The sequence below is a fragment of the Spiroplasma sp. hy2 genome, from assembly GCF_044714365.1.
Taxonomy (GTDB): Bacteria; Bacillota_I; Bacilli_A; order Mycoplasmatales; family Mycoplasmataceae; genus Spiroplasma; species Spiroplasma phoeniceum.
On sequence record NZ_RXFZ02000012.1, the window covers coordinates 1 to 12,371 of the forward strand.

The following is a 12,371-nucleotide window of genomic DNA, read 5'->3' on the forward strand; positions in this document are numbered from 1 at the left end:
TWTWAAAATATTAAATTTTTAAATAAAAGACATAATTAATTAAAATTATAATTTGCTATTAGTATCTTTTTAAAAATATTTACAATTATTTTAATAGGTTATGCAAGAAGTCTATTGTTAAAATTGAGGGATTTACTTTTTCACATGCGGATTATCGTCCATATTTGGGGCATGATAATAGTGTTGTTCCTAACACAATTATGGGGCATGAAGGAGTTGGTGTCGTGACAGCAATTGGAGCTGATATTACAAAACTTAAAATTGGTGATCGCGTTGCAATTGGATGTGTTACTCATTGTAATATTTGTCAATGATGTGAACAAAAAGCATTTGCTAATTGTACTAATGGTGGTTTTATTTTGGGAACTAAAATTAATGGAACGCATGCTGAATATGTTCGTGTTCCTTATGGGGAAAATAGTGTTATTAAAATTCCAAAAACAATGAATTTAATTGATGCTTTAATGTTAAGCGATGTGTTACCAACAGGGTATGAAAATGTTATTAAAAAAATTGATTTAAAACAAATTAATAATATTGCTATTATTGGTGATGGGCCAATTGGTTTAGGCATTTTATTGTTATTAAATAAATATAATAAAAAAATTGATATTTATGGTCATCATAGTCAAAAATTAAATTATTTTAAAAAAAATGGGGGTGCATAAAATTTATGAATAGTACTTTAACTACTTTTGATATTAAATATGATTTAGTAATTGAATGTGTAGGTAATGACCGGGGTACTTTTGAGCAGGTACAACAAATGATTAATTTTAATGGTACAATTATTACAATTGGTGTTTTTAAAAAACCAGTTGTCTTTAACTTACAACAATTATGAAATCAAAATATTACTATTCATAACGGAATTTTAAATTGTTATACTTTAAAAGAACTTGTATTAAAAATTGAAAATAAGGAAATTATTCCAAAGTATTTAGTATCAAAAACTTTTAATAAAAATGAAGTGTTAAAAGCATATGAAACTTTTATGGAGACAGATATTTTTAAAGTTGTTGTGAAATTATAACAAGCAATAGAATAGGGTGAAGGAAAGAAATGGGTTTTTTTCAAAAATTAAAAGCAAAACGTGAAGAAAAAAAACAAATTAAATTAGAAAAGGCGTTACGTAAAACACGTTTAACCTTTTCTAATGATATTAAAAAATTAGCACATAAGTATAAAGAATATGATGACCAATACTTAGAAGAATTAGAAGAAATTTTAATTGCAAGTGATATGGGAATGAATATGGTTTTACAAATTACTAATCAAATTCGTAAAAAAGTACGAAAAGGTTGAAGCATTGAGGACACAAATGATTATTTGGTTGAAGTAATTATGGATTTATATAATGATCCAAAAAGTAAACAAAATAAATTAAATATTAAAGACCAACGCTTAAATGTTATTTTGTTGGTTGGTGTTAATGGTGCCGGTAAGACAACAACTATTGCTAAATTAACAAAACAATTTCTTGATCAAAAGAAAAACGTCCTATTAGTTGCTGGTGATACTTTTCGGGCAGGGGCCGTTGAACAATTAAACCAATGAGCAGAACGTTTAAATGTTAATATTGTTAAACCGTTAAAAGAAGGGCAAGATCCAGCTAGTGTTATTTATGATGGATTAGTTAAAGGAAAAAAAGAACAAGTTGATATTATTATTATTGATACAGCGGGACGTTTACAAAATAAAGTTAATTTAATGAATGAATTAAATAAAATTAATCGTATTATTCAACGCGAAATTCTCGATGCTCCACATGAAACCTTATTAGTAATTGATGGGGTTACTGGTCAAAATGGTATTTCACAAGCAAAGAATTTTTCGGAGGTAACCGATGTTAGTGGGATTGTTTTAACAAAAATGGATGGTACGGCTAAAGGAGGCGTTGTTTTAGCAATTAAGGACCAATTAAACATTCCCGTTAAGTTAATTGGTTTGGGTGAGCAACCAACTGATTTACAAGAATTTGATATTGAGCAATATATTTATAATTTAACCAAAGATTTATTTAACAAGGATGAAGTGGAAATAGAATAATGAAAGATTTGGCAAAATCAAATGAGTTAATTCTTTTATATGAATTATATCGGGAATTATTAACAACAAAGCAAAGAGAATATTTTGAATTATATTTTTTTGATGATTATTCATTAAGTGAAATTGCAGGGTTAAAAAATGTTTCGCGTAATGCTGTTTATGATTCGTTGGTAAAAATTACAAATGCTTTGCATAAATTTGAAAATAACTTACAATTAGGTTATAAGCAACATCAGCGAGATATCATTTATCAAGAATTTGAAAATATTAAAGAATGTGCTGGATTAATAAAAAAATTAAAAAAAATTGATAGTGATTAAGGAGAAAATAAAATGAATATTTTAATGATTGGTGATATTTATGCACAAGCTGGACGGACAGCTGTTAATAAATATTTGCCACAAATAATAAAAAAATATAAGCTTGATTTAATTATTGCAAATGGTGAAAATACTACCAATGGGAAATCATTATCAAAGCATCATTATAATGAATTAAAAGAAATGGGGATTAATATTATTACTTCCGGAAATCATATTTTTCGTAATCCAGAAGTTTTAAATTATATTGAAGAAGTAAATGATTTATTAAAACCAGCAAATATGAATTCGTTTACACCTGGGAAAGGCACAGTTGTTATTAAGATTAATAATAAAAAAATTCGTGTAACTAATTTAATGGGTCGTAGTTTTATGGACCCAGTAGATAATCCATACACAATTTTTGAAGAAATTATTAATAATGATGATAGTGAGCTTCATTTTGTTGATTTTCATGCCGAAGCTAGTGCAGAAAAATTAGCTTTTGCTTGGAATTATGATGGTATTATTACTGGTTTTTTTGGAACGCACACTCATGTTCAAACAGCAGATAATCGAATATTGCCAAAAGGAACAGCATATATTACCGATGTTGGGATGTGTGGTAGTTATAATTCAATTATTGGGGCAAATCCAGAAGAAATTATTCTTAAGGAAAAAACTGGTTTACCAGTGCGTTTTGAACCAGCAGCTGAAAATGATAAATTAATTTTTTCAGCGGTATGATTACAAGTAGATGATAAAACTAACCAAGCAATAAAAATTGAACGAATTTTAATTCATCCAGAAAATGAAACTGATTTTTTAGGATAATAAAGGAGTAACTTAAATGACTAGTTTAATTAAAACGAATGTAATCATTATTGTTGTTTGTATTATTCTAGGAATTTTTTTGTGTTGTTATTTTTTTCTACGTTGTTATCGTCTTTTAAACAAGAAAACAAAACGATGAGAAATTCAATTACCTGAATATATCGAACATAAACACTTTCTTACTTCTGATCAATATGAATTATCAACATTAGGAACAATTGATAAAACTGGTCAGGATATTATTTTAGCAGTTCATGATTTATACGGTAGTAAGGAAAATTTTACTGGTTTAATTAATAATGAAATATGAGCTAAGCATAAAGTTTCAGTAATTGCTTTTAATCAACGCAATGTCGGAGATAATGTGCCAACTAGTATTAAAAATGTTGGAGTTTTAGTGAATGATATTATTGACGTAATTACAGCATTAAAAAATAAATATGAACAACAAAGAATTATTTTATTATTAGAAGGATTTTCATGTGGTTTAATTAATTTATTATTGAAACAAAAACCATTAATTGAAAAAGTTGTTTTTGTTAATCCAATTACAAATTTAAATGGAATAAGATTTTCAATGATTAGCAAAATTGAGATTGGATTTGGTTTTTTATTTAATTTAAACAAAACTCTTAAAATTCATATTGATTATCAACTTTTAAGTCAAAATGAAGATTATAGTACTTTAATGATGGAAAAAGAACAAACTTATTTTTTAAATCAAATTTTACAATTTAATTATCTTAATAAAAAGATAGTAAAACAAATTAATAATCTTAAAGTAAAAACTTTAATATTACAAGCAGAGGTTGATAAATTTTATGATACAAAACAAGTAACTTTAATTAATAATGGACTAGTTAAAATAAAAAAAATTGAAATAGCAAAACATTACTTATTCACTAATCAAAATATTAGTGTTGAAATTCTTACCGAAATAATTAATTTAAATTAAAATTAACTAATTTTTAAGTTATAATATATTTGTTGTCAAGTAACAACATAAAACTTATTCAGAAGTGGTTAGTACGCTAAGCAATGATCCACTAGCAACCCTATATTTAACTAGAAGGTGCTTTTAGCAGGGCAAAATGATATGCTACCAATAAGATTTATTAGTTATTGAATAGAACTTAACTATTAATTTATATGTAAACATATTGTTATTAATGCCACATTATTCTGGTGTGGTTTTATTTATGATTAAGGAGAAGAAAAAGATGGGAAAAGAGCGAATTTTATTTACATCAGAATCAGTATCAGAAGGGCATCCTGATAAGATTTGTGATCAAATTTCAGATGCTGTTTTAGATGCATGCTTAAAAGAAGACCCCTTATCACGGGTAGCATGTGAATGCTTTATTACAACAAACCGGGTTATTATTGGTGGTGAGATTACAACAAAAGCAAAAGTTGATTATGCCAATGTAGCACGTAAAGTATTAAAAGAAATTGGTTATAATGATGCAGAATGAGGAATTGATTGACAAACTTGTGAAGTTGAAATATTAGTTAAAACACAATCACCAGATATTTCACTTGGTGTTGATAAAGCTGGAGCTGGTGACCAAGGAATTATGTTTGGTTATGCAACAAATGAATCAGATAATTATATGCCGTTAGCAATTTCTATTGCTCATGCTTTAGTAAAGTGAGCAAGTATGCTACGTAAAAAAGGAATGTTTATTGGGGCACGACCAGATATGAAATCACAAGTAACGTTAGACATAACAAATGCTAAACATATTTATATTGATACAATCTTAATGTCAATTCAGCATGATGAAGATATTGATGAAGCTAAATTTAAACACTTTGTTATTACGAAAATTATGGAACCAGTTGTGCAAGAATTTAAAATGAATTTAGATTTTAAAGTTTTAATTAATCCAACTGGTCGATTTGTAATTGGTGGACCAAAAGGTGACGCTGGGTTAACAGGGCGAAAAATTATTGTTGATACATATGGTGGATATGCACGGCATGGTGGTGGTGCTTTTTCGGGAAAAGATGGAACAAAAGTTGATCGTTCAGCAGCATATATGGCTCGTTATGTTGCAAAGAATATTGTTGCGGCAGGATTAACTGAACGATGTGAGATTCAATTATCTTATGCGATTGGAGTTGCTGAACCGATTTCAATTTTTGTTGAAACATTTGGAACTAATTTTGTTGCAAATGATATTATATTGAAGGCGATTAAAGAAAATTTTGATTTTCGCCCCCAAGCAATGATTGAAACGTTAGATTTACAAAAACCAATTTATCAACAAACGGCAACTTATGGGCATTTTGGTCGTTACCATACTGAACTACCATGAGAAAGATTAGATAAAGTTCAAAGTTTAATAAAATATTTACCAGATGTTTAATTTTTAGATATAATTAACATAAAGAATAAGAATAAGAGGAGAAAAACTAATGAAGTATAAGTTAATTGCTCTTGATTTGGATGGTACAACAGCAAGGAGAAATCGAATTTCAAAGCAAAATGTTGCAGCAATTAAGTGAGCATTGGCAAATGGGATTAAAGTGATTATTGCAACTGGGCGTAGTATTGGTGCGATTAGAAAAGTTGCAAAAAAATTAGGCATTATTGAAAATAAAATGCCAGTAATTGGTTTTAATGGTGGCATAATTTATGATTTTGCGAAAGAAAAAATTCTTCAACAAAATGTTTTTTTTAATGATGAATTAATCAATGTTTTTTATCTTGCTAATGAGTGTAAAATTCAATTATGAGCATATTCCGTTAAGAATGAACATTTTGCTTATGTTAATACTAAGCATAGTTTGATGACTAAATGAATGAGTTTTCACACAAAACGAAAAAGAATATTAGTATATGATCCTACTACTTTACATGACCAAGCTTACAAGTTTGTTGTTAGTGGTAAAAAAGAGAATGTTCTAAAATTTAAAGCAAAACTTTTAGTAAAATATGAATTTAATATTTTTGATTGGTCATATTTGCCAAATCAAAGTTTAAATTTAGAAATTAGTCCAAAGGGTAGTGACAAAAAAGATGCTTTAGAATATCTTGCTAAAATATATAATATTCAACCAGCAGAAATTATTGCGATGGGTGATGGTTCAAATGATTATGAAATGTTAAAATGAGCTGGCGTTGGAATTGCGATGGGAAATGCTAAAGCGGATATTAAAACTATTTCTGATGATACAACTGCCCATTATCGTCGTTCAGGAGTAGCAAAAGCAATTAATAAATATTTTAAAAAATAAAAAATATCATCAAAACTATTGATATTTTTTTTGTTTTTTTTATAATTAATGGGGTCGTAATTTAAAAACAAAAAGTTTAGTATAACTAAACAAAATTACCAAAGGAGGGTTGTTTATGTTACTAGGAGAGAAAATTAAACTATTACGTCAAAAAAATAATTTAACAATTGAAGAATTAGCAAATCGTTGTGAATTAACGAAAGGCTTTATTAGTCAACTTGAACGCGATATTTCTTCTCCGAGTATTGAAACACTAGAAAGTATTTTAGAAGTTTTAGGCACCAACTTAGCAGATTTTTTTAAACAAGAAAAAAATAGAAAATTCGTTTATGCAGCAGAAGAACATTATGAAGTTGAACAAAATGATTATCGAATTGAATGATTAGTTCCTAATGCGCAAGTAAATGAATTAGAACCAATTTTAATTCAAATTAAGCCGCAAGGAGAATCAGAACGGATATTACCATTTGAGGGTCAGATTTTTGGTTATGTTTTGAAAGGAACAGTGTTAGTTTATTCTGGGCAAAAAGTACAAACAGCACATACTCGTGATAGTTTTTATTTATATGGTAATAATCAACACTATTTAAAAAATGAAACAAATGAAATTGTTGAGGTATTATGAATTTCAACACCACCAATATTTTAAAAGATTAGAAAAGGAGCAGGAGCAGTGGAAACAAATATTTTAGAGTTACGAAACATTTCAAAACAATATGAAGGAAAAATAGTTTTGAAAGGAATTAACTTAAACATTAAAGAAGGAGAATTTGTCACATTACTAGGACCATCAGGATGTGGAAAAACAACAACATTAAGAATTATTGCTGGATTTGAACAACCTAATAGTGGGGAATTATTATTTTTAGGAAAGGACTATTTAAAAACGCCAGTTCATAAACGAGAAGTTAATACTGTTTTTCAAAATTATGCTTTATTTCCGCATTTAACTGTTTTTGATAATATTGCTTATGGTTTAAAAGTTAAACGCAATAAGTATGATGTTATTGAAACTGAAGTAAAGAAATTTTTACAATTAGTAGGATTAGAAGGTTTTGAAGATAAATCAGTTGAACAATTATCGGGTGGTCAACGCCAGCGCGTTGCATTAGCACGAGCATTAATTAATAAGCCAAAGGTTTTGTTATTAGATGAACCAATGGCTGCATTAGATGTTAAGTTACGAAAAAAAATGCAAGCAGAATTAAAAACTTTGCAAGGAGAAATTGGAATTACTTTTATTTTAGTAACGCATGATCAAGAAGAAGCATTAACATTGTCTGATCGTATTATTGTAATGAATGATGGAGCAATTCAACAGGTTGGAACACCAGCGGAAATTTATAATGAACCAGAGAATTTATGAACAGCACAATTTATTGGTGACTCAAATATTATTTCAAATGCAATTTTTATTAAAGATAATTTAGTAGCAATTGATGGCAAAAAAATTGTTTGTGTTGACCGTGGATTTGGTGAAAATGAAGAACAAATTGATATTATTATTCGTCCTGAAGATATTGACATTGTTCCAGTTGAGAAAGGATTTTTCACAGGAACAGTTAAAAGAGTTAATTTTAAAGGAGTTCATTGGGAAATTATTGTTAAATGTAAAGAACGAAAATATTTAATTCATTCAACAGATAGAGTTGAAGAAGGTGATCAAGTTGATATTTCATGAAATGTTGAAGATATTCATGTTATGTGGAAAGAGATTGATGATTAAGGAGCAAGAATGATGGAAAACAAAAATAAACCACCAAAAAAAGGTAAAGGATGATTTAAAAAACAAGGTAGTAAAATTAAATCAATTAGTCAACATTTTGCTGCTTGATGTCGAACAAAATATTTAAATATTTCTTATCATGCAAAACAAAACAAATGGTTTAAAAGAGGGTTCAATTTAATTTTATGGCCATACCTTATTATTATGATTTTATTAATTGTTGTACCATTATTAATTATTTTATTATATTCGTTTATTCAACCAACGGGAAATAGTTTAGTTTTTGAAATTAATTTTAAAAATTTTGTAACTTTTTTTTCAGAGCAAAAATTTGTTATTGCACTATTCTTAGCTTTAGGATATTCATTAATTGCGGCCTTAATTGCAATTGTGATTGCTTATCCAGTTGCTTATGTGATGGCATTTTGTAAATCAAAACTATTGTCAAAAAATATTTGAATTTTAGTAACCTTACCAATTTGAATTAATATGTTACTAAAAATTATTGGATTACAAACAATGTTTAATATTATTGCTCCAAGTTTACTTGGAACCCCAATTTCGATTGTTATTGGAATGGTGTATGCATTTTTACCATTTGTAATTTTACCAATTTATAATAGTTTAGATAAAATTGATACTTCATTAATTGAAGCTTCAAAAGATTTGGGAGCAAATGGTTTTAAAACATTTTGAAAAGTTATTTTTCGTCAATCAATCCCAGGTATTATTGCAGGTGGAACATTATTATTAGTCCAAGCAGCAACTTCGTTAATTATTGTTAAATTTATGGGGAATGGTCGTATTAATTTAATTGTTGATGTAATTGAAGCATATTTCTTTAAAGGAGAAAACTTTGGAATTGGCGCAGCAATCTCAGTTGTCTTAGCCCTTATTGTTTTTTTAATTATTGTGCTATCAAATTCATTATCAAAATATTTTGAAACAAGAAAGGGGCGTCGCAATGAAAAAGTTTTTTAAATCATCTTATATGGCATTAATTATGTTATTCATTTATATTCCAATTATGATTTTAATTTTATTTTCATTTAATAGTGGTGAAAGTATGAGTATTTTTAATGGTTTTTCTGATCTTTGGTATAAACAACTTGCTAGTGAGCAACCTTTTTTACAAAGTATTATTGTGTCAGTTTTTACAGCAGTAATTGCAACTGTTGTCTCAGTTATTATTGGCACTTTAGCTGCGATTGGATTAAGTCGAGCACGGCGAGTTACACAGAAAATGACATTATCAATTACTAATATTCCATTAATTAATGCTGATATTATTACAGCTGTTTCGTTGATGATGTTATTTATTGCTTTAGGAGCAAATTTTGGAATGTTAACATTAGTTTTAGCACATATTTCATTTGATGTTCCATATGTAATTATTACAGTATTACCACGTTTACGGAAAGTTGATCCAAAATTAATTGAAGCTTCATTAGATTTAGGTGCAAAGCCCTCACAAACTTTGCGAAAAATTATTTTACCAATTTTAAAACCAGCAATTATTGCAGCTGCAGCAATTGCCTTTGCAATGAGTTTTGATGACTTTATTATCTCTTATTTTACTGGTGGTGACGATGTCAATGTTGCAACTTTTATTTATACAATGAAAAGAATTAAACCTTTTATTAATGCTTTTGGTACGATTTGTATTGCAATTATTGGAGTTATTATTATTGGATGAAATGGATGAAATGTTTATAAAATTAATTATAATAAATTTCGCCGAGAAATGGTAAAAGGAACTTATAAAGATAAAGATATTATGCGCTATGAAAAAAAATTAGCCTTTCTTTATCATCAATTAAATAATAAAAAAATTAATAATGAAAAACAAAAAGAACAATTACGCTGAAAAATTGTTAAACTAGAAAAAAAATATGATAAAAGTGTTTTATGAATTAAGAATAAAAAACAAACTTTTATTGAACGGCAAGAAACCAAAGAAAATATTAATAAAATATCACGAAAAAAATTCCGTTGATTGGCAAAAAGTTGAAAGTCATTATCATTAGTAACAATTTCAGTTGGCTCAATTGCTTTGCTAACAGCAGTTTATATTAAAAATAATATTTATGATTTAGCAGTAGCAAATTGAGGTGAATATATTACTTCAGATTTAATTAGTAAGTTTGAAAAAAAATATAATGTAAAAGTTAAATATAGTGTTTATGATAGTAATGAAACATTGTATAACAAATTATATACGACACATTATGACGTGATGGTTCCAAGTGACTATATGGTTAATAAGTTAGCGCAAGAAGGACGTTTAGAAGAAATTGATTATCAAAAATTAAATGATGTTGATAAAAATTTCAACATTATTAAACCTAATCCAAATTATCATGGACAAGATGTCAAAGAACGAACAGTTGGGAATGAATATTTTAATGATTTAAATGTTGATGTAGCAACAGTACAAAAAACAAATCCAGAATTTTATCAAAATTGTATTGTTCCTTCTACTTTGGATCCAACAACAGCAAAATGTTTTGATAAAAATTATGCGGCATCATTAGCTGATGGATTATTAAATGTTTTAAATAAAAATAAATTGAAAGATGCTACTCAAAAAACAATTGTTAATTATAGTTTACCTTATTTTTGAGGAGAAGTATCACTTGTGATTAATCCAACAGAAAGTAACTTAAAATTTTTAGATGAGATATTTGCTAAAGCAAATCAATATTTACTAACAACAGCTCAAGGAAAATTTGGTTATCAACGTGCAGAGTGAGAACCTAGTATAAATCGCGATCAAATTAAACTTAATGATGTTGAAAATAATAAGATTATCTCAAATGGCATTTCATGAGATATTTTATGACAAGCAGCCGCAGCAAATAAACGAGTTTTAATTAATAATGATCCACGAAATTTATTTATGTTAAATACTGAAAAAAATTATTTCAAATCAGTACCAACAACGCAAATGGAAGTTGATCATGGTTACAACGAATTAGCAACATTGTTAAAACATAATAATGTTGCCTTAATGAATGATGAGTTAATCAATGCAGTTGGTGATGGACGTTTTGATTTTGCTTTTATGTATAATGGGGATGCAATTTATGCGGATACATTATTTGCAAAGAGTCATGAAGAAGCGAAGGGAACAAAATTAATTATTACCCGCCCACGAGCAACAACGGCGTGAACACCAGAAACAGTTGAAGGAACTAACATTTGAAGTGATAATATGGTTTTATCAAAAAATGCTAGAAATCAGGAGTTAGCTTATAAATTTATGAATTTTATTATTCAAAATTCATCAGCATTAACAGAAGAAGCTAATTATACTTCACCATATCAACAAGTAATGGATTATGAAAATAATTATAATTATTATCGTAATGGTCATGATCCAGAATCTGGCGCAATGATTAATTATCAACGTGATTATGTTCCTGTAGCGAAACTTAATGAGAAGGGAATGTATGTTGCTCAACCAGAAATGGCCGATAGACCATTTGAAATAACTGATATAGATGGTTATGTATTAAATAAATATAATATTTTAATTGCTGGGAAAAACTAATAATTATTTTAAAAATAAAAAAATAGAAGTTAATTACTCCTATTTTTTTATTTTTTAACATTAAATTTTAATTAACAAAAGGAAAATAAAAAATAAGATGATTATATAAGTAATTTGAAAGTAGAGGAGAACAATTAAAAAGCAGGGGTATTTTATGTTTACAATTTTATTCGGAGTATTAGTTACATTAATTTATTTTTTATTTTCTTTTCGTGATAATACTTATCAAAAAAATAAACCTACAACAGATTTTAATAACAATATTTATCAAATTGTTTTTACTAATAAATATAATTTGCCATTACTTAACAAAAATATTATTCTAAATCCGCTTCAGATAACTGAACAAATGCTTGGGATTTCAATTGAAGAAATTTTAGGGTATCGTGTAAGTGAAGTGCAACAAATCAACCCCTTTCTGAGTTGATTTGTTGCACTTCACTTACACGATACCCTTTTGCTAGTGTAAAAGCAATTGTCTTGTTATCGTTATCACTATTTAATGTTCACTTTTGAGACTATAAATTAATAGAAAAGCAAAAATGAAATTTAAGTATTTTTATTAGACTTCTTGCATAACCTATTAAAATAATTGTAAATATTTTTAAAAAGATACTAATAGCAAATTATAATTTTAATTAATTATGTCTTTTATTTAAAAATTTAA

The 12,371-nt window shown here is 27.4% G+C and carries 13 protein-coding genes and 1 riboswitch; all 13 genes read left to right on the forward strand.

Annotated elements, in window-relative coordinates; translation table 4 throughout:
* Positions 1–164: 164 nt before the first annotated feature.
* The 13 genes from EHV01_RS00920 to EHV01_RS00980 all read left to right on the forward strand — a co-directional run bounded on the left by EHV01_RS00920 (position 165) and on the right by EHV01_RS00980 (position 12,173).
* A complete protein-coding gene (locus EHV01_RS00920) occupies positions 165–668 on the forward strand; it encodes an alcohol dehydrogenase catalytic domain-containing protein (protein WP_422065796.1) in 504 nt (167 codons plus the stop codon).
* A 5-nt stretch (positions 669–673) separates the two neighbouring features.
* Positions 674–1,033, forward strand: coding sequence for a zinc-binding dehydrogenase (locus tag EHV01_RS00925; protein ID WP_422065797.1), 360 nt, complete (start codon positions 674–676; stop codon positions 1,031–1,033).
* Positions 1,034–1,062: 29 nt separating this feature from the next.
* A complete protein-coding gene (gene ftsY / locus EHV01_RS00930; RefSeq protein ID WP_422065798.1) occupies positions 1,063–2,049 on the forward strand; it encodes a signal recognition particle-docking protein FtsY in 987 nt (328 codons plus the stop codon).
* Entirely contained in the window at positions 2,049–2,369 is a 321-nt protein-coding gene (gene ylxM, locus EHV01_RS00935; RefSeq protein WP_126820697.1) for a YlxM family DNA-binding protein, read from the forward strand. The genes ftsY and ylxM overlap by 1 nt, the downstream gene beginning before the upstream one ends.
* A 12-nt stretch (positions 2,370–2,381) precedes the next feature.
* Positions 2,382–3,182 (forward strand): TIGR00282 family metallophosphoesterase, encoded by an 801-nt coding sequence (locus EHV01_RS00940; RefSeq protein ID WP_422065799.1) that lies wholly within the window; start codon positions 2,382–2,384, stop codon positions 3,180–3,182.
* A gap of 16 nt (positions 3,183–3,198) precedes the next feature.
* Positions 3,199–4,137, forward strand: a complete 939-nt coding sequence (locus EHV01_RS00945) for a hypothetical protein (RefSeq protein ID WP_422065800.1) — start codon at positions 3,199–3,201, stop codon at positions 4,135–4,137.
* A gap of 51 nt (positions 4,138–4,188) precedes the next feature.
* A riboswitch (SAM riboswitch) is annotated at positions 4,189–4,294 on the forward strand.
* A 108-nt stretch (positions 4,295–4,402) separates the two neighbouring features.
* Positions 4,403–5,554, forward strand: coding sequence for a methionine adenosyltransferase (gene metK, locus EHV01_RS00950; RefSeq protein ID WP_422065801.1), 1,152 nt, complete (start codon positions 4,403–4,405; stop codon positions 5,552–5,554).
* A gap of 49 nt (positions 5,555–5,603) precedes the next feature.
* Positions 5,604–6,425 carry an HAD family hydrolase gene (locus EHV01_RS00955; protein ID WP_400248732.1) on the forward strand — a complete coding sequence of 274 codons (822 nt, stop codon included), beginning with the start codon at positions 5,604–5,606 and terminating at the stop codon, positions 6,423–6,425.
* 115 nt (positions 6,426–6,540) lie between these two features.
* Positions 6,541–7,074: a helix-turn-helix domain-containing protein gene (locus EHV01_RS00960; protein WP_126821099.1), complete on the forward strand. Its 534-nt coding sequence runs from the start codon at positions 6,541–6,543 to the stop codon at positions 7,072–7,074.
* Positions 7,075–7,098: 24 nt separating this feature from the next.
* A complete protein-coding gene (gene potA / locus EHV01_RS00965; RefSeq protein WP_422065802.1) occupies positions 7,099–8,151 on the forward strand; it encodes a spermidine/putrescine ABC transporter ATP-binding protein in 1,053 nt (350 codons plus the stop codon).
* 12 nt (positions 8,152–8,163) lie between these two features.
* Complete coding sequence (gene potB / locus EHV01_RS00970) at positions 8,164–9,132, forward strand: spermidine/putrescine ABC transporter permease (RefSeq protein WP_422065803.1); 969 nt, start codon at positions 8,164–8,166, stop codon at positions 9,130–9,132.
* The gene (locus EHV01_RS00975) at positions 9,116–11,704 is read left to right on the forward strand and encodes an ABC transporter permease subunit (protein ID WP_422065804.1); all 2,589 of its coding nucleotides are present in this window, start codon (positions 9,116–9,118) and stop codon (positions 11,702–11,704) included. Before potB ends, EHV01_RS00975 begins: the two co-directional genes overlap by 17 nt.
* Positions 11,705–11,858: 154 nt before the next feature.
* Positions 11,859–12,173 carry a hypothetical protein gene (locus EHV01_RS00980; RefSeq protein WP_422065805.1) on the forward strand — a complete coding sequence of 105 codons (315 nt, stop codon included), beginning with the start codon at positions 11,859–11,861 and terminating at the stop codon, positions 12,171–12,173.
* Positions 12,174–12,371: the final 198 nt, after the last annotated feature.